The 18,160-nt window shown below is 67.9% G+C and carries 18 protein-coding genes; 15 read left to right on the plus strand and 3 right to left on the minus strand.

Going from position 1 to position 18,160, the window contains the following annotated elements; translation table 11 throughout:
• Positions 1 to 32 precede the first annotated feature (32 nt).
• From miaB to ACTRWB_RS26900, 9 genes are all read left to right on the plus strand, one after another.
• Positions 33 to 1,406 (plus strand): tRNA (N6-isopentenyl adenosine(37)-C2)-methylthiotransferase MiaB, encoded by a 1,374-nt coding sequence (miaB, locus tag ACTRWB_RS26860; RefSeq protein ID WP_048242709.1) that lies wholly within the window; start codon positions 33 to 35, stop codon positions 1,404 to 1,406.
• Between the two features lie 29 nt (positions 1,407 to 1,435).
• The gene (locus ACTRWB_RS26865) at positions 1,436 to 2,479 is read left to right on the plus strand and encodes a PhoH family protein (protein WP_129512917.1); all 1,044 of its coding nucleotides are present in this window, start codon (positions 1,436 to 1,438) and stop codon (positions 2,477 to 2,479) included.
• Positions 2,480 to 2,621: 142 nt separating this feature from the next.
• Positions 2,622 to 3,398 (plus strand): rRNA maturation RNase YbeY, encoded by a 777-nt coding sequence (gene ybeY, locus ACTRWB_RS26870; protein WP_129512918.1) that lies wholly within the window; start codon positions 2,622 to 2,624, stop codon positions 3,396 to 3,398.
• A gap of 12 nt (positions 3,399 to 3,410) precedes the next feature.
• The gene (locus ACTRWB_RS26875) at positions 3,411 to 4,043 is read left to right on the plus strand and encodes a gamma-glutamylcyclotransferase (protein ID WP_419685292.1); all 633 of its coding nucleotides are present in this window, start codon (positions 3,411 to 3,413) and stop codon (positions 4,041 to 4,043) included.
• A 70-nt stretch (positions 4,044 to 4,113) separates the two neighbouring features.
• Positions 4,114 to 4,263 (plus strand): hypothetical protein, encoded by a 150-nt coding sequence (locus ACTRWB_RS26880; protein WP_164991970.1) that lies wholly within the window; start codon positions 4,114 to 4,116, stop codon positions 4,261 to 4,263.
• A 308-nt stretch (positions 4,264 to 4,571) separates the two neighbouring features.
• Positions 4,572 to 5,459 (plus strand): HlyC/CorC family transporter, encoded by an 888-nt coding sequence (locus ACTRWB_RS26885; protein ID WP_343492393.1) that lies wholly within the window; start codon positions 4,572 to 4,574, stop codon positions 5,457 to 5,459.
• A gap of 52 nt (positions 5,460 to 5,511) precedes the next feature.
• Positions 5,512 to 7,176 carry an apolipoprotein N-acyltransferase gene (lnt, locus tag ACTRWB_RS26890; protein ID WP_446903609.1) on the plus strand — a complete coding sequence of 555 codons (1,665 nt, stop codon included), beginning with the start codon at positions 5,512 to 5,514 and terminating at the stop codon, positions 7,174 to 7,176.
• Between the two features lie 231 nt (positions 7,177 to 7,407).
• On the plus strand, positions 7,408 to 7,707 hold the full coding sequence (locus tag ACTRWB_RS26895) for a class IIb bacteriocin, lactobin A/cerein 7B family (protein ID WP_446903610.1): 300 nt from the start codon (positions 7,408 to 7,410) through the stop codon (positions 7,705 to 7,707).
• A gap of 66 nt (positions 7,708 to 7,773) precedes the next feature.
• Positions 7,774 to 8,052: a hypothetical protein gene (locus tag ACTRWB_RS26900; protein ID WP_419685295.1), complete on the plus strand. Its 279-nt coding sequence runs from the start codon at positions 7,774 to 7,776 to the stop codon at positions 8,050 to 8,052.
• 49 nt (positions 8,053 to 8,101) lie between these two features.
• On the opposite strand, the gene ACTRWB_RS26905 is transcribed toward ACTRWB_RS26900, so the two are convergent.
• Positions 8,102 to 9,736 carry a hypothetical protein gene (locus tag ACTRWB_RS26905; RefSeq protein ID WP_446903611.1) on the minus strand — a complete coding sequence of 545 codons (1,635 nt, stop codon included), beginning with the start codon at positions 9,734 to 9,736 and terminating at the stop codon, positions 8,102 to 8,104.
• Between the two features lie 263 nt (positions 9,737 to 9,999).
• Between ACTRWB_RS26905 and glyQ the strand changes: the two genes are divergently transcribed.
• From glyQ to ACTRWB_RS26930, 5 genes are read left to right on the plus strand one after another with little or no spacing between them, the layout of a single operon-like run.
• Positions 10,000 to 11,004 carry a glycine--tRNA ligase subunit alpha gene (gene glyQ / locus ACTRWB_RS26910; protein WP_080970672.1) on the plus strand — a complete coding sequence of 335 codons (1,005 nt, stop codon included), beginning with the start codon at positions 10,000 to 10,002 and terminating at the stop codon, positions 11,002 to 11,004.
• A 22-nt stretch (positions 11,005 to 11,026) separates the two neighbouring features.
• Positions 11,027 to 13,126 carry a glycine--tRNA ligase subunit beta gene (glyS, locus tag ACTRWB_RS26915; protein WP_446903612.1) on the plus strand — a complete coding sequence of 700 codons (2,100 nt, stop codon included), beginning with the start codon at positions 11,027 to 11,029 and terminating at the stop codon, positions 13,124 to 13,126.
• Between the two features lie 10 nt (positions 13,127 to 13,136).
• Positions 13,137 to 13,700 carry a D-glycero-beta-D-manno-heptose 1,7-bisphosphate 7-phosphatase gene (gene gmhB, locus ACTRWB_RS26920; RefSeq protein ID WP_129512924.1) on the plus strand — a complete coding sequence of 188 codons (564 nt, stop codon included), beginning with the start codon at positions 13,137 to 13,139 and terminating at the stop codon, positions 13,698 to 13,700.
• 43 nt (positions 13,701 to 13,743) lie between these two features.
• Positions 13,744 to 14,508 (plus strand): lysophospholipid acyltransferase family protein, encoded by a 765-nt coding sequence (locus tag ACTRWB_RS26925; RefSeq protein ID WP_446903613.1) that lies wholly within the window; start codon positions 13,744 to 13,746, stop codon positions 14,506 to 14,508.
• Positions 14,509 to 14,554: 46 nt separating this feature from the next.
• Complete coding sequence (locus tag ACTRWB_RS26930) at positions 14,555 to 15,442, plus strand: M48 family metallopeptidase (RefSeq protein ID WP_446903614.1); 888 nt, start codon at positions 14,555 to 14,557, stop codon at positions 15,440 to 15,442.
• A gap of 108 nt (positions 15,443 to 15,550) precedes the next feature.
• On the opposite strand, the gene gloA is transcribed toward ACTRWB_RS26930, so the two are convergent.
• On the minus strand, positions 15,551 to 15,940 hold the full coding sequence (gene gloA, locus ACTRWB_RS26935) for a lactoylglutathione lyase (RefSeq protein ID WP_031401084.1): 390 nt from the start codon (positions 15,938 to 15,940) through the stop codon (positions 15,551 to 15,553).
• 345 nt (positions 15,941 to 16,285) lie between these two features.
• Between gloA and ACTRWB_RS26940 the strand changes: the two genes are divergently transcribed.
• Complete coding sequence (locus ACTRWB_RS26940) at positions 16,286 to 17,221, plus strand: DMT family transporter (protein WP_446903615.1); 936 nt, start codon at positions 16,286 to 16,288, stop codon at positions 17,219 to 17,221.
• Between the two features lie 107 nt (positions 17,222 to 17,328).
• Here ACTRWB_RS26940 and rsmA read toward each other — a convergent pair whose 3' ends face one another.
• Complete coding sequence (gene rsmA / locus ACTRWB_RS26945; RefSeq protein WP_129512928.1) at positions 17,329 to 18,156, minus strand: 16S rRNA (adenine(1518)-N(6)/adenine(1519)-N(6))-dimethyltransferase RsmA; 828 nt, start codon at positions 18,154 to 18,156, stop codon at positions 17,329 to 17,331.
• Positions 18,157 to 18,160 lie beyond the last annotated feature (4 nt).

The raw sequence follows: 18,160 nt of genomic DNA on the forward strand, positions 1-18,160 counted from the left end.
CCCAGGTCAACCACTGCGAACGGCGACCCCCCATGACCAAGAAAGTTTACGTAAAGACCTTCGGCTGCCAGATGAACGAGTACGACTCGGACAAGATGGTGGACGTACTCAATGCGGCCGAAGGCCTCGAAAAGACCGACACGCCGGAAGACGCGGACATCATCCTGTTCAACACGTGCTCGGTGCGTGAAAAGGCGCAGGAGAAGGTGTTCTCCGATCTCGGCCGCGTGCGCGAGCTGAAGGAAGCGAAGCCCGGCCTGCTGATCGGCGTCGGCGGCTGCGTCGCGAGCCAGGAAGGCGCCTCGATCGTGTCGCGCGCGCCGTACGTCGACCTCGTGTTCGGCCCGCAGACGCTGCACCGCCTGCCGCAGATGATCGACGCGCGCCGCGAGAGCGGCCGCGCGCAGGTCGACATCTCGTTCCCCGAGATCGAGAAGTTCGACCACCTGCCGCCCGCGCGCGTCGAGGGGCCGAGCGCGTTCGTGTCGATCATGGAAGGCTGCTCGAAGTACTGCAGCTACTGCGTGGTGCCGTACACGCGCGGCGACGAGGTATCGCGCCCGCTCGACGACGTGCTGACCGAAGTGGCCGGCCTCGCCGACCAGGGCGTGCGCGAAGTCACGCTGCTCGGCCAGAACGTGAACGCCTATCGCGGCGCGCTGACGGCCGGTGCGTCCGAGATCGCCGATTTCGCGACGCTGATCGAATACGTCGCCGACATCCCCGGCATCGAGCGGATCCGCTATACGACGTCGCACCCGAAGGAATTCACGCAGCGCCTGATCGATACCTACGCGAAGGTGCCGAAGCTCGTGAGCCACCTGCACCTGCCGGTCCAGCACGGCTCCGACCGCATCCTGATGGCGATGAAGCGCGGCTACACGGTGCTCGAATACAAGTCGGTGATCCGCAAGCTGCGCGCGATCCGCCCCGACCTGTCGCTGTCGACCGACATGATCGTCGGCTTCCCCGGCGAGACCGAGGACGATTTCGACAAGATGATGGCGCTCGTGCACGAGATGAGCTACGACACGAGCTTCTCGTTCATCTACAGCCCGCGCCCCGGCACGCCGGCCGCGAACCTGCACGACGACACGCCGCGCGAAGTGAAGCTCAAACGCCTGCAACATCTGCAGGCGACCATCGAGGAGAACGTCGCGCGCATCAGCCAGTCGATGGTCGGAAAGGTCGAGCGGATCCTCGTCGAGGGCCCGTCGCGCAAGGACCCGAACGAACTCGCGGGCCGTACCGAGAACAACCGGGTCGTGAATTTCCCGGCGCCGCTCGCGTCGCACCCGCGCCTGATCGGCCAGATGATCGACGTGAAGATCAACCATGCGTACCCGCACTCGCTGCGCGGCGAGCTCGTGCTCGTCAGCGACGACGCGAGCGCGGCCACCCACTGACTGACGCATCACCGGAGCCCGACGCCACTTTGAAGACCACCCAACCCCTGGAATTCATCGCGCCGCGCGACGACAACGCGCGCCTCGCCAATCTCTGCGGCCCGCTCGACGAAAACCTGCGGCAGATCGAACAGGCGCTCGACGTGACGCTGTCGCGACGCGGCCACCGGATCACGATCCGCGGGCGCGGCGCCAAGCTCGCGCTCGCGGCGCTCGACAACTTCTACAACCGCGCGCGCGATCCGCTGTCGGTCGACGACATCCAGCTCGCGCTGGTCGAAGTGCGCCACACCGCCGGCAACGGCCGCGAGACCACGCTCGACGTGCGCTTCCGCGGCGACCCCGATCATCCGTTCGACGAGCCGGTCGTGCAGCTCGACGACGAGGCGCTCGAAGAGCAGGGGCCGAAGCTCTACACGCGACGCGCCGACCTGCGCGGCCGCACGCCCGCGCAGCGCGAATACCTGAAGCAGATCCTGTCGCACGACGTGACGCTCGGCATCGGGCCGGCCGGCACCGGCAAGACCTACCTCGCGGTCGCTTGCGCGGTCGACGCGCTCGAGCGCGACCAGGTCAAGCGGATCGTGCTGACGCGCCCGGCCGTCGAGGCCGGCGAACGGCTCGGCTTCCTGCCGGGCGACCTCGCGCAGAAGGTCGACCCGTACCTGCGGCCGCTGTACGACGCGCTGTACGACCTGCTCGGCTTCGACAAGACGGCGAAGATGTTCGAGCGCCAGATGATCGAGATCGCGCCGCTCGCGTACATGCGCGGCCGCACGCTGAACCACGCGTTCATCATCCTCGACGAGGCGCAGAACACCACGCCCGAGCAGATGAAGATGTTCCTCACGCGGATCGGCTTCGGCTCGAAGGCGGTCGTGACCGGCGACACGAGCCAGGTCGACCTGCCGCGCGGCCACAAGAGCGGGCTCGTCGAGGCGCAGCAGGTACTCAGCGGCGTGCGCGGCATCGCGCTCACGCGCTTCACGAGCGCGGACGTCGTGCGCCATCCGCTCGTCGCGCGCATCGTCGAGGCGTACGACGAATTCCACGCGCAGCACCAGGACGGCTGACCGGCCGGCGGCGCCCGCGCGCTGCCCCGGCACCCCGGCCCGGCCCGCCAGACGGCGCGCCGGGCTTTTTTTCGCCCGCGCGAATTCGGGTGCGATCGGCCGTTTGGTGTATCCTCAACGCGTCCCAATCGCCGCACGCGTCATGAAATCCTCCCGTTCTCGCAAGTCCGGGCGCGCCCAGTCCGCCGCGCCCGAATCTCCCCGTCTTTCGCTGTTCGATGCGAAGGGCAAGGCCCGGACCGTCAACGCGCAAGGGCTGCGGATCGACTTCCCGGACGGTCGCAGCCTGATGTTCGACCTGTCGGGCAGCTCGGGCGACGCGGCCGTCGCGATCGTCGCTCAGCACAACGATCCGGCGATGCGCGCGAAGCTCGCGCTGCAGCCCGAACACTACGACAGCGTGACGCTGCACGTGGGTGCCGAGCCCGCGCCGCGCGAAGACGAAACCGACGACGAGCTGCTCGAGCTGGAACTCGACCTGTCCGTGCAGTATGGCGACGAGATCACGAGCGACGTGCGCAAGACGCTGCCCAAGCGCAAGCTGATCGCCGAATGGATCGAGCCGGCGCTGTTCGCCAGCGCGCAGCTCACCGTGCGCTTCGTCGGCGAAGTGGAAGGCCGCACGTTGAACGACGGCTACCGCCACAAGGACTACCCGACCAACGTGCTGACCTTCGCATACGACGCGGCGCCCGACGGCACCGTGATCGGCGACCTCGTGCTGTGCTGCCCGGTCGTCGAGAAGGAAGCGCACGACCAGGGCAAGCCGCTCGCGGCCCACTACGCGCACCTGCTGGTGCACGGCGCGCTGCACGCGCAGGGCTACGACCACGAGACGAGCGACGAGGACGCGGCCGAGATGGAAGCGCTCGAAGTCGACATCCTCGCGAAGCTGGGCTTCCCGAATCCGTATCAGTAAGTCAGTCGCCCGATGCGCAACGCCGCGATGCTCCCGCCCGCCTACCCGCCGTCGATCGGCGACGGGCGGCTGCTGACGGAAGACGAGCTCGCGACATCGCTCGCGCACACGATGCGCGACTGGGACGGCCGGCAGGACCTCTGGCTGTTTGGTTATGGCTCGCTGATCTGGAACCCGGGCTTGCCGACCATTGCCGCCGTGCGCGGCAAGGTGCACGGCTACCATCGCGGGCTGTACCTGTGGTCGCGCGTGAACCGCGGCACGCCCGAACGCCCGGGCCTCGTGCTTGCGCTCGATCGCGGCGGCTCGTGCTCGGGCATTGCGTTCCGGCTCGCGGGCCCGACCGCGCAGCCGCACCTCGAGACGCTGTGGAAGCGCGAGATGCCGATGGGGTCGTATCGGCCCGCGTGGCTGCCGTGCTCGCTCGAGAACGGCGAACGCGTGAACGCGCTCGCATTCGTGATGCGCCGCGACGTACCGACCTATACGGGCAAGCTGTCGGATCCTGTCGTAAAGGAGGTCTTCAGTTGCGCGGCCGGCCGCTACGGCACGACGCTCGACTACGTGAGTCGCACGGTCGACGCGCTGCGCGCGAGCGGCATCCCCGATCGCGCGCTGGAAGGGCTGCTCGCGCGATGCCGGTGACGCCTCGCGCCGCCCGGCTTGCCGCCACCCGATGCCGCACTCCCCGCTGATTCGAACGAGGCCCCTGGCGATGAAACCGTCACCTTGGTCGCGCTGCAAGATCGCCGCGCTGCTCGTCGCCGCGAGCGTCGCGCTGTCCGGCTGCGGAATATTCGGCTGCGGCGGCGCCGCGAGCAACGGCGGAGCCGCCGGCGGCTGCTCGGCCGGCATGCGGTTCTGAGCCGCACGCCGAACGCGATCGCATGCGGCAGAATGCCGCCGGCGCCGCCCGGCCGGCCGGGCGCCCTTGCGCGTCATACCGGCCCGCTCTTCCCGCACCCGTTTTTTGCCGCTGCTGCGCCGCCGGCCTTTTCTGAGATAGGATGGGCACAAGGACGATGTCGCGCCCGGCGCGGCCGTCCGCGAGCGGGGCCCGCGCGAGCTGCCCACCCTGGCCGTGCGGCCGGTGTGACACGGTCGCGTCGTGCCCTTGGTGTATCCTTGCCTACTCCGTGACAGCGCGCCCCGGCATGACCCGGGCGCACCACCATGAACGATTCGTATCCCAGTCGTAAGCCAACCGACAAACCGCAAGAAAAGCGCTCATTGCTCGAGCGCCTGACCGACTTCATCTCGCCCGAGCCCGAATCCCGCGGCGAGCTGCTGGAAATCCTCCAGGACGCCCACGAACGTAACCTGATCGACGCCGACTCGCTGTCGATGATCGAAGGCGTGTTCCAGGTATCCGATCTGTGCGCCCGCGACATCATGGTGCCGCGCGCTCAGATGGACGCGATCAACATCGCGGACAAGCCCGAGGATTTCATCCCGTTCGTCCTCGAGAAGGCGCACTCGCGCTACCCCGTGTACGAGGAGAACCGCGACAACGTCATCGGCGTGCTGCTCGCGAAGGATCTGCTGCGCTTCTACGCCGAAGACGAGTTCGACGTGCGCGGGATGCTGCGCCCGGCCGTGTTCATTCCGGAATCGAAGCGCCTGAACGTACTGCTGCACGACTTCCGCGTGAACCGCAACCACCTGGCGATCGTCGTCGACGAATACGGCGGCGTCGCGGGGCTGATCACGATCGAGGACGTGCTCGAACAGATCGTCGGCGACATCGAGGACGAATACGACTTCGACGAGGAAGCCGGCAACATCATCTCGGGGCCGGACGGCCGCTACCGCGTGCGCGCGCTCACCGAGATCGAACAGTTCAACGACGTGTTCGGCACCGATTTCCCCGACGACGAGGTCGATACGATCGGCGGCCTGATCACCCATCATTTCGGACGCGTGCCGCACCGCGGCGAGAAACTGCAGCTCGGCAACCTCGTGTTCGAGATCCAGCGCGGCGATGCGCGCCAGGTCCATGTGCTGCTGGTGCGTCGCAACCCGCTCACCAGCCGTCGCGCCGAAACCTCGCACGAGGACTGAGCGTCCCGCGCCAGCCGCGTTTCCTTCAACCGCTCGCCCACTTCCGCTTCACATGGACGATCCGATCCCGTCCCGCCCGGCTGGCGGCCTTCTCGCGCCGGCGCCCGGCCGCGCGCTGCCGCGCTGGCACTACCCGGCCGCGCTGCTCGCCGGCGCGGCCAATACGCTCAGCTTCGCACCGACGCCGCACGGCGGCTGGCTGCAACTCGTCGTATTCGTCTGGTTTTTCGCGCAACTGACGCGCACGTCGAGCTGGCGCGGCGCCGCGCTGACGGGCGGCGCGTTCGGCTTCGGCAACTTCATCAGCGGCATCTGGTGGCTCTACATCAGCATGCACGTGTACGGCGAGATGGCCGCGCCGCTCGCGGGCGGCGCGCTCGTGCTGTTCTCGCTGTACCTGTCGCTGTACCCGGCGTTCTCGGCCGGGCTGTGGTCGTTCTGCGCGGGCCATGCGTGGCATCGCCGCGAACCCGACCCGCGGCCGTTCTCGCCGACCTGGCACGGCGCATTCGCGTTCGCGAGCGCGTGGGCGTTCAGCGAATGGCTGCGCGGCACGCTGTTCACCGGCTTTCCGTGGCTCGCGAGCGGCTACCCGCAGGTCGACGGCCCGTTCGCGGGCTTCGCGCCGATCGTCGGCGTGTACGGGATCGCCTGGGTGCTCGCGCTGTTCGCCGCGCTGGTCGTGCAGGCGCTCGCCGCCGCGCGCCCGTCGGACGCGCATGAAAGCGGCGCCGGCGGCAACGTGCGCGTGCGCATCGCCGCGCCGGCCGGCATCGCCGTCGCGCTCGTCGCGGCCGGCCTCGGGCTGTCGCAGGTCACGTGGACCGTGCCCGCGAACGCGCCGCTCACCGTGCGGCTGCTGCAGGGCAACGTGAAGCAGGACATCAAGTTCGAGGAAGCGGGCATCGACGCGGCGATCAAGATGTACCAGCAGATGATCATCGAGAAGCCGGCCGACCTGATCGTCACGCCCGAGACCGCGATCGCGGTGATGATCCAGGAGCTGCCCGAGCCGTTCGCCGTCGCGATCCGCAAGTTCAGCGACACGACGGGCTCGGCCGTGCTGTTCGGCGCGGTCGGTGCATCGGTGACCGAGGACGGTCGTTACGTCGACTATACGAACAGCCTGTACGGCGTGACGCCGAACTCGCGCGACATCTATCACTACGACAAGCACCACCTCGTGCCCTTCGGCGAATTCATTCCGTGGGGCTTCCGGTGGTTCGTCAACCTGATGAAGATGCCGCTCGGCGATTTCGCGCGTGGTGCGCCCGTGCAGAAGCCGTTCCTGGTGCACAACCAGCCCGTGATGGCCGACATCTGCTATGAGGACTTGTTCGGCGAGGAAATCGCCGCGACGATCCGCGACAATCCGCAGCCGCCGGGCGTGCTCGTCAACGTGACGAACCTCGCGTGGTTCGGCGACACGATCGCGCTCGACCAGCACCTGCAGATCGCGCGAATGCGTTCGCTCGAGACGGGCCGGCCGATGCTGCGCTCGACCAACACGGGGATGACGGCCGCGATCGACGCGCACGGCCGTGTGCTCGGTCAGCTGAAGCCGTTCACGATCGGCTCGCTCGACGTGCGGATCGAGGGTACGAGCGGCTTCACGCCCTACGTGACGAGCGGCAACAACATCGTGCTCGCGGTGTCGTTCGTGCTGCTCGCGTTCGGCTTCACGTTCGGGCCCGGGCTGCGCCGGCGGTCGAACTAGGTCCACGGACGCCAGCATGCGATGTCCGGCCCCGGACGTGTCCCCCACCACACATGACAAGGAATAACGAGAAAATCGATCGATGACGAATCCATCTCGATTTGATCAAGTCATTGCACCGCACCGCCGACGACAGTAAGGTTTCCGACAGCAAAGCAATCAGGCGCCTTCTCCCGGGTGCGTATCGGACGCGATACCCACCCAACTCGATTCGAGGGTAAGCAAATGACGATGCAAGTTCTGTCGGAAAACGAAATTCGTAACGTGTCGGGAGGATTAGGCCCGGTCGGAATGATTCCTGGTGCGCTCGGAGGATTGGCCATGTATGCCGGCGGCCAATTTTTCTCCAGTAAGCCGATGACATGGCAAGGCGCAGCCTGGGCCGCCGGCACAGGTGCCGCGGTCGGTGCAACGGGCGGTGCGCTTATGGTTGCATCCGGCGGCGGACTTGCCGCAAATCTCGCATGGCGTCCCGGCATGGCGGGTACCAATTTGGGCCTCGGCCAGTATTCCGGATATAAAGGCTGGTAATACAGGCGGGTGATTGCTTTCATCGCGTCGCCGCGCGCGACGCGATGAAAGCCCCTGAAAAACCACATGCTCGAGCTCCTGGTCAGCTTCGTCGCCGGCGCGATGGAAGCCCGTTTTCAGCAACAACGCACGAAACCGATGCGTGCGTTCTTGCTCACCTTTCTCTCGTTCACACTCATTTCCGCCATCGGCCTGCCATTGGCCACGCCCTCCGATGCGCCGCAGCGAAGCTGGACGTTCGTCGCTCTGCTGTCTGCAGGATTAGGGCTATTCATGGGTCTCCTGATGTTCGCCCTGATGCATTTCCACCGGCGCAAATCGAAAACCATCGACGCCGATCAATGAACGCCGACGCGTTTGCGATCCTGGTCCGCTGGCCAACGCACTACACCTGTCAATCCGCGGGCCTGTTGTCCGCGAGACACCGCAAATCCCGCGTCACGTCGCCCATCACCGGTTCCCACGCGCCGAACGTCCGTTGCCGGTACAGCGTCGCGGTCGGATACCACGGGCTGTCGTTGCGCTCGAGCAGCCACGGCCAGTGCGGATTCACGTCGAGCAGCACCCAGGTGCGCGCGCCGAGCGCGCCCGACAGGTGCGCGACCGACGTGCACACGGTAATCACCAGATCCAGCGCACCGATGAATGCGGCCGTATCGTCGAAGCTCGTCAGTTCCGCCGTCCAGTCCTCGATCGCGAAGCCGGCCGCGCGCGCCGCCGCGACATCCGCATGCGCGCCCGGCTGCAGCGAATGAAACGCGACGCCGTCGATCCCGCGGAACGCATCGGCATAACGCTCGAGCCCGACGCGCCGGAACGGATTGCGCTGGTGGCCCGCACTGCCCGTCCACACGAGCCCGACCTTCAGCCGGCCGTCGCCCGCGAGCCGCGCGCGCCACGCATCGCGCGCATGCGGATCGGCCCGCAGGTACGGCACCGACGATCCGAGCGTCTCGTTCTCCATGCCGAGCATCAGCGGCAGGCCGATCAGCGGCACTTCGTAATCGAATGCGGGCAGCACGTCGACGCCGCCGCCCGCGCCGAACGCGTCCGCATGCGCGCCAAGGCTGCGCTGCATCAGCGTGCCCACCTGCGGGAACGTATTCCACACGAGCCGGCCGCCCTCGCGATGCACGCGCTCGGCGAGCGGCGCGACGAAGCGGCTGAACTGCAGCACGTCGCCGAGCCCCTGTTCGCCCCACACGAGCAGCGTCTTACCCCCGAGCGGCTCGCCCTGCCAGCGCGGGCCCGGCAGCACCGGCCGGCGGCCGCGCAGCTCGCCCGCGCCGTCCCAGCGCGCCTCGTGGCCGCGCCAGCCGGCCGCGTAATTGCCGCGCACGAGCTGGATGATCGCGAGGTTGAAACGGAACGACGCATCGTCGGGCGCCAGTTCGCACGCGCGCGCCGCGTAACGCTCGGCCTCGTCCCAGCGCTGCGCCTCCTTCATCGCCATCGCGACGTTGTTCATCGCGAGTCCGTTGTCGGGCGCGAGGTCCGCGAGCCGCGCGGCGCACGCGAGCGCGCCGTCCAGGTCGTGCGTCGCGATCCGCGCGACGACGAGGTTGATCCACGCCTGCACGTCGCGCGGATCGGCAATCACGGCCGCATCGAGCAGCGCGATCTCCTCCGCGCGGTCACCGCCCGACAGCCGCAGCGCGATCGCGAGGTTGTTGCGCAGCGACGGCCAGCCGGCATCGACCGCCAGCGCGGCGCGGTACGGTGCGATGGCGTCCGCGTGACGGCCGGCCATCTGCAGCGCGTAGCCGTGATTGAAGTGCGCGGCCGCGCCTGGCCGCACGCGCGCCGCGCATTCGGCGAGCGCGAGCGCGTCGGCCACGCGCTGCCGCGCGACGAGCGCCACCGTGAGCTGCGCGAGCGCATCGGCGTCTACCGCATGCAGATGGGCGGCGGCGGCGAGCCACAGATCGTGCGCGGCGCGCTCGCCGCGCGCCTGCGCATCGGCGGCCTGCCCGAGCAGCGCGAGGAATGGCGGAAGCAGCGGAATGAGGATGTCGGTCGAGTCGTCCATGCAATCGGGATCGGCAAGCGGTGGCGCGGCACGCGTCGCGCGCCGCAATACGCGCATCTTAACGCCCGCGCGAAGCGGCGCGGAACGTGCGGCCCGAACACGCGCAACGGTGCCTTCTGCCGCGTTCCGGCCGCATCCGGCCGCCGATCCGGTAAAATTACGCGTTTCAGCACACTAACAAGCCGCGCCGCCGCGCGAGCCGACCCTCCGGGCCCACCCGGAGCGCCGCCCGCAACGGAGCGCCAGCGCCACGAAGGCTCTTCATGCTTACGTTTCAGCAAATCATCCTGACGCTGCAGTCCTACTGGGACAAGCAGGGTTGCGCTCTGCTCCAGCCCATCGACATGGAAGTCGGCGCGGGCACGTCGCACGTCCACACGTTCCTGCGCGCGGTCGGCCCCGAGCCGTGGCGCGCCGCCTACGTGCAGCCGTCGCGCCGCCCGAAGGACGGCCGCTACGGCGAGAACCCGAACCGCCTGCAGCACTACTACCAGTACCAGGTCGTGCTCAAGCCGGCGCCGGAGAACATCCTCGACCTGTACCTCGGCTCGCTCGAAGCGCTCGGCTTCGACCTGAAGCAGAACGACGTGCGCTTCGTCGAGGACGACTGGGAAAACCCGACGCTCGGCGCGTGGGGCCTCGGCTGGGAAGTGTGGCTCAACGGGATGGAAGTCACGCAGTTCACGTATTTCCAGGAAGTCGGCGGCCTCGAATGCAAGCCCGTGCTCGGCGAAATCACGTACGGCCTCGAGCGCCTCGCGATGTACCTGCAGAAGGTCGAGAACGTATACGACCTCGTGTGGACCGAGTGGGAAGAGCAAGGCCCGAACGGCCCCGAGCTGCGCCGCCTGTCGTATGGCGACGTCTACCACCAGAACGAGGTCGAGCAGTCGACCTACAACTTCGAGCACGCGAACGTCGACCTGCTGTTCACGTTCTTCAACAGCTACGAAGCCGAAGCGAAGCGGATGATCGACGCGCAGCTCGCGCTGCCCGCGTACGAACTCGTGCTGAAGGCCGGCCACACGTTCAACCTGCTCGATGCGCGTGGCGCGATCTCGGTGACCGAGCGCGCGGCGTACATCGGCCGCATCCGCGCGCTGTCGCGTCTCGTCGCACAGGCTTATTACGACTCGCGCGAGAAGCTCGGCTTCCCGATGCTCGGCAACCCGCCGGGCGTGCCGGGCCTCACCACCGATGCCCAGGAAGCCGCGCAACCGGCATGGGCGCCGCCGCTCAAGGTCGAACGCAAGATCGATCAGGACTGACGAGACGAGATTTATTCCAAACATGACGCACAATCATCCCGCCCCCCTGCTCGTCGAACTGCTGACCGAAGAGCTGCCGCCGAAGGCCCTCGCGCGCCTCGGCGATGCATTCGCCGAAGGTCTCGCGCAACGCCTCGCGGCGCGCGACCTCATCGAAGGCGAACTCGTCTTCGAACGCTACGCCACGCCGCGCCGCCTCGCCGTCGTCGTGCAGAACGTGCGCGCCGTCGCGCCGGACAAGCAGGTCCGCGAAAAGGTCCTGCCCGTATCGGTCGCGCTCGACGCGGAAGGCAAGCCGACCGCCCCGCTCGCGAAGAAGCTCGCGGCGCTCGGCCATCCGAACCTGTCGATCGCCGATCTCGAGCGCGCGCAGGACGGCAAGGCCGAAGCGTTCTTCGTCAACTATTCGGCAGCCGGCGCGACGCTCGCCGACGGCCTGCAGGCCGCGCTCGACGAAACGCTCGCGAAGCTGCCGATCCCGAAGTTCATGACCTACCAGCGCCCGGACGGCTCCGACGTGAAGTTCGTGCGCCCCGTGCATCGCCTGACGGTGCTGCATGACGATCGCGTCGTGCCCGTCACCGCGTTCGGCATCGACGCCGGCGACACGACGCTCGGCCATCGCTTCCTGTCCGACGGCCTCGTCGCGATCCAGCACGCGAGCACCTATGCCGACACGCTGCGCGACAAGGGCCGCGTGATCGCGCACTTCGTCGACCGCCGCGAAACGATCCGCACGCAGCTGAACGAACACGCGAACGGCGATACGGTCGTGATGCCCGAATCGCTGCTCGACGAAGTGACGTCGCTGGTCGAATGGCCGGTCGTCTACCCGTGCCGCTTCGAGGACGAATTCCTGCAGGTTCCGCAGGAATGCCTGATCCTCACGATGCAGACGAACCAGAAGTATTTCGCGCTGACCGACGTCGAAGGCAAGCTGCGCTCGCGCTTCCTGATCGTGTCGAACATCGCGACCAAGACGCCGGGCGAGATCATCGAAGGCAACGAGCGCGTCGTGCGCCCGCGCCTCGCCGATGCGAAGTTCTTCTTCGAGCAGGACAAGAAGAAGCCGCTCGCCGACCGCGTGCCGCAGCTCGCGAACGTCGTGTATCACAACAAGCTCGGTTCGGCACTCGCGCGCGTCGAGCGCCTCGAGGCGCTGGCCGGCGAGATCGCGCCCGCGATCGGCGCCGACGCCGCGCACGCGCAGCGTGCCGCGCGCCTGGCGAAGGCCGACCTGCTGACCGACATGGTCGGCGAGTTCCCGGAACTGCAGGGCACGATGGGCACGTACTACGCGCGCCACGACGGCGAAGCCGACGACGTCGCCCTCGCATGCGCCGAGCATTACCAGCCGCGCTTCTCCGGCGACGCGCTGCCGACCACGCCCGTGTCGACCGCCGTCGCGCTCGCCGACAAGCTCGAGACGATCGTCGGCATCTGGGGCATCGGCCTCGCGCCGACCGGCGAGAAGGATCCGTTCGCGCTGCGCCGTCACGCGCTCGGCGTGCTGCGCCTGCTGCTCGAGAAGCAGCTGCCGCTCGATCTCGTGTCGCTGCTGCGCACGACCCATGCGCGCTTCGAAGGCGTGCCGGGCGTGGCCGAATCGACCGACGCCATCTTCGCGTTCTTCATGGATCGCCTGCGCGGCCTGCTGCGCGAGCGCGGTTATTCGGCCGGTGAAGTCGACGCGGTGCTGAGCCTGAACCCGACGCGCGTCGACGATCTCGTCGCGCGCCTCGACGCGGTGCGCGAATTCACGCGCCTCGCGGAAGCCGAAGCGCTCGCGGCCGCGAACAAGCGGATCTCGAACATCCTGAAGAAGTCGGAAGGCGGCGCGAACGGCGCGGTGCAGCCGGCGCTGCTCGTCGAGCCCGCCGAGAAGGCGCTGCACGAACAGCTCACGGCCGTGACGCCGCACGTGCAGTCGCAACTCGAGGCGCGTGCGTACACGGGCGCGCTGTCGGCGCTCGCCGCGCTGCGCGTGCCGGTCGACACGTTCTTCAACGACGTGATGGTCAACGCGGAGGATCCCGCGCTGCGAGCGAACCGTCTCGCACTGCTGTCCGCGCTGCACCAGCAGATGAACTGCGTCGCCGACATCTCGAAGCTCGCCGCATAAGGGCCGCACGATGCCGACCAGCCCCAACCGAAAGCTCGTCGTCCTCGACCGGGACGGCGTGATCAACGTCGATTCGGATGCGTTCATCAAGACGCCCGACGAATGGATCGCGCTGCCCGGCAGCCTCGAGGCGATCGCCCGGCTCAACCACGCAGGCTATCGCGTGGTGGTCGCGACCAACCAGTCCGGCATCGGTCGCGGGCTGTTCGACATGGCCGCGCTCAACGAGATGCACCTGAAGATGCATCGCGCGGCGGCCGCGGTCGGCGCGCGCATCGACGCGGTGTTCTTCTGCCCGCACACGGCCGAGGATCACTGCGACTGCCGCAAGCCGAATCCCGGCATGATGCAGATGATCACCGAACGCTTCGAGATCGATCCCGATCACACGCCGGTCGTCGGCGATTCGCTGCGCGATCTGCAGGCCGGCGTCGCGGTCGGCTTCCAGCCGCACCTGGTGCTGACCGGCAAGGGCAAGAAAACGCTTGCCGCGGGCAATTTGCCGCCCGGCACGAAGGTCCACGACGACCTGCGCGCGTTCGCGCTCGATTTCCTTTCACACGAACACGAGTGATGCAGCCGCCGCGCGCATCCTCCCTAACGCCAGACCCACGCCGATGCGCTTCGTCCGCTCCCTGCTGCTGCTGATTTACTTCATCGTGTACACGGTGCCGTACGCCACCGCGTGCTTCATCGCGTTCCCGTTCATGCGCCCCGACGCGCGCTACTGGATGGCGGCCGGCTGGTGCAAGTCGACGCTGTGGGTCGTGCGCTGGCTGAACGGCATCCACTACCGGATCGAAGGGATGGACAACCTGCCCGACGGCCCGGCCGTGCTGCTGTCTAAGCATCAGTCCGCGTGGGAAACCCTCGCGTTTCCGGCGCTGATGCCGAAGCCGCTCTGCTACGTGTTCAAGCGCGAGTTGCTGTACGTGCCGTTCTTTGGCTGGGCGCTCGGGCTGCTGCACATGGTCAACATCAACCGCAAGGAAGGCAAGCACGCGTTCACCTCGGTGATCCGCCAGGGCAGGAAGCGCCTGTCGGAAGGCGCGTGGATGATCATGTTCCCCGAAGGCACGCGCACGCCGGTCGGCAAGCAGGGCAAGTACAAGACGGGCGGCGCACGCTTCGCAATCGAAACCGGCGCGCCCGTCGTGCCGATCGCGCACAATGCAGGACGGGTGTGGCCGCGCAACTCGTTCACGAAATTCCCGGGCGTCGTCACCGTGTCGATCGGCAAGCCGATCCCCGTCGAGGGGCTGACGCCCGATGCATTGAACTCGCAGGTCGAAGCATGGATCGAAGCGGAAATGCGCCGCATCGATCCCGACTCCTATCGCCAGGCGGGCAATGCAGGCACGCGCGATGCCGCGCGCGTCTGAATCCCCCGGATTGCAGCCGTTGCATACGACAACAAGAAGCGAACTGATGAAACAGCGTCCGCGGCCACGGCCAGCCGTCGTGGCCCTCGATCATCGCCAGATGGATCTGCCGCTCTTCGACGGGCCGGCCGCCGCACCGTCGGCGCCCGCCAAACCGCCGGCGCCGCCCGAAGCGGCGCCCGCAGCGCCTCTCGATCCGGGCCCGGCACCCGACCGCTCGCGCGTGCGCACGTTCGCCCTCGACAGCCGCGTGCTCGAATACCGCCTGAAGCGCTCGGCGCGCCGCACGATCGGCTTCACGATCGACGGCAGCGGGCTGTCGATCACCGCACCGCGCTGGGTCACGCTCGCCGACATCGAGGCCGCAATCTCCGAGAAACAGCGCTGGATCTTCGCGAAGCTCGCCGAGTGGAAGACGCGCACCGAGCAGCGCGCGCTGCCGCAGATCGACTGGCGCGACGGCGCGCAGCTTCCGTATCTCGGCAAGACGGTCACGATCGCGCTCGGCGCGGGCACCGTCGCGTTCGATGCCGAAGCGCTGCGGCTCTCGCTGCCGCTGCCCGTGCAGGCCGACATGCAGCAGATCAAGGATCGCGTGCAGGGCTGGCTGCAGGGCGAGGCCAAGCGGATCTTCGGCGAACGCCTCGCGGTCTATGCGGAAATGCTCGGCGTCACGTATTCGATGTACGCGCTGTCGTCCGCCGCGACGCGCTGGGGCAGTTGCTCGAGCGACGGCAAGATCCGCCTGAACTGGCGGCTCATCCATTTCCCGATGTCGATCATCGACTACGTCGTCGCGCACGAGCTGTCGCACCTGCGCGAGATGAACCACAGCCCGGCCTTCTGGCAGACCGTCGAATCGATCTTCCCCGAGTTCCGCGAGGCACGGCACACGCTCAAGCATCATCCGCCCGAGCTGCTGCCGTCGCTGTAACGCCCGCCGGCCTTGCCGTAAACGCGAACGGGCGATGCGGGTCACCCCGCACCGCCCGTTGACGCCACCGCCGCGCGCATCGCGCGCCGCCGTGCGTTCATCCGGCGCTCAGTGCGCCTTCTTCTGGATGAACTCGATCTTGTAGCCGTCCGGATCCTCGACGAACGCGATCACGGTCGTGCCGTGCTTCATCGGGCCCGCTTCGCGCGTGACCTTGCCGCCTTGCGCCTTGATCTTCTCGCACGCCGCGTAGGCATCCTCCACCGCCACCGCCAGGTGGCCGAAGCCGTTGCCGAGATCGTAGGACGGCGTGTCCCAGTTGTGGGTCAGCTCGATCACGGTGCCCGTGCTTTCGTCTTCGTAGCCGACGAACGCGAGCGTGAACTTGCCTTCCGGATAATCCTCGCGACGCAGCAGCTTCATGCCGAGCAATTCGGTGTAGAACTTGATCGAGCGGTCGAGATCGCCGACTCGCAGCATCGTATGCAGCAAACGCATGTCTTGTACTCCTGTGGGGGCCTTTCCAGAACCGGAAACTCTACCAGAGACGGGTGAACTTCGCCGGGGACGCCCGGCCGGCAGTGACCGATACGGCGCAGCGGTTCGATATCCGCGAGCGCGATCGCCGCAGCGACGAACAGCCCAACCTGGCTCCCCCCTGCTCCGCCGCCGATCGGGTAACATCCCTCCACTTCGCACCAAAAGCGGGCATACAGCCCACGCCCCGAACGCGACCACCTTCCCATTCAGTCACACTGCCGTGCGAAATCGCCCCTTCGAGCGCGCCGGACGCGCCGCCCACCCGACCTCGCTGGCGTCGTGCCGGACCGGCGAGGCGCGCCGATGACCGCGCTCGCCGGCGCCCCCGTGCGCCGCGCGCTCGACACGCGCGCCGTCGGCCTGATGTTGCTGCTGTGCGCGATCTGGGGCTTCCAGCAGGTCGCGATCAAGAGCACCAACGCCGCGATCGCGCCGATGTTCCAGGCCGGGCTGCGCTCGGTGATCGCCGCGATGCTGCTGTGGGGCTGGACCCGCGCGCGCGGCACGCCGCTGTTCCAGGCGGACGGCACGTTCCGCGCGGGCCTCGCGGCCGGTACGCTGTTCGCCGGTGAATTCGTCTGCGTGTTCTTCGGGCTGACGCTGACGAGCGCGTCGCACATGGCGATCTTCCTGTACACGGCACCGTGCTTCACCGCGCTCGGGCTGCACCTGTTCGCGCCGGGCGAACGGCTGCAGCGCACGCAGTGGGTCGGTGTCGGCCTCGCGTTCGCCGGCATCGCGCTCGCGTTCGCGGACGGCTTCCTGAAGCCGCGCGCCCCCGGCGCATCCGTGCTGGCGGGGCTGGCCGGCGACGCGCTCGGCATTCTCGGCGGTGCGATGTGGGCCGCGACGACGGTCGTCGTGCGCTCGACGGCGCTCGCGCGGGCAAGCGCGAGCAAGACGCTGTTCTACCAGCTCGCGGTATCCGCCGTCGTGCTGGTCGCGCTCGCCGCGCTGTTCGGCCAGGTATCGTTCGCGCACGTCACGCCGGTCGCGGTGGCAAGCCTCGCGTACCAGTCGGTGATCGTCGCGTTCGTCAGCTACCTGTCGTGGTTCTGGCTGCTGACGCGCTACAGCGCGTCGCGGCTGTCCGTGTTCACGTTCCTGTCGCCGCTGTTCGGCGTCGCATTCGGCGTGCTGCTGCTCGGCGAATCGGTCGGCTGGCGCTTCATGTCCGCGGCCGCGCTCGTGCTGACCGGCATCGCGCTCGTCAACGCGCCGCCGCGCAGGCGGGCGTGACGACGGGCGGCGGCCCGCCCCGACGTGCGAAAGGCACGCATGCAATAAAAAAGGCTGCCCCGTCGGGCAGCCTCGTCGAACCCTCCGCTCCGCTCGAGCGGCGTGCGTTACCCGGCCTTGCGCAGCGCCGCGAGCGCCTGCGCGACGCCGACGTATTCGGCCACGCTCACGTCCTCCGCACGGCGCGCGAGATCGAAGCCGAGCGCATCGAAATCGATCGTCTCGCGGTAGTCGCCGAGCGTATTGCGCAGCATCTTGCGGCGCTGCGAAAACGCGGCGGTGACGATTTCGCCGAGCAGCACGGGATCGACGTCCGGCAGTTCGTGCGGCTCGTACGGAATCATCCGGACGATCGCCGAATCGACCTTCGGCGGCGGCTGGAACGATTCCGGCGGCACGTCGAGCATCTTTTCCATCACGTAGCGGTACTGCAGCATCACCGACAGCCGCGAAAACGCCTTCGTGCCCGGCTCCGCGACCATCCGTTCGACGACTTCGTTCTGCAGCATGAAATGCTGGTCGATGACCGCATCGGCGAACGTCATCAGGTGAAACAGCAACGGGCTGGAAATGTTGTACGGCAGATTGCCGACGATCCGCAGCGACGGCTTGTCGCCGGGCACCGCGAGCGACCGGAAGTCGAACGCGAGCGCGTCGCCCGCATGCAGCTCGAGCAACGCGCCGAAGCGCTGTTGCAGGCGCCCGATCAGGTCGCGGTCGAGCTCGACCGCATGCAGCGGCGCCTCGGGCGTCGCGAGACGCTCGATCAGCGGCCCGGTCAGCGCGCCGAGCCCGGGGCCGATCTCGACCATGCGCTGGCCGCGCGCGGGACCGATCGTCGAGACGATCGAATCGATCACGCCGTGATCGACGAGGAAGTTCTGCCCGAAGCGCTTGCGCGCGAAGTGGCCTTGGTGCTGTCTGCTGTTCGACATCGAC

The sequence above is a fragment of the Burkholderia sp. YIM B11467 genome, from assembly GCF_052952715.1.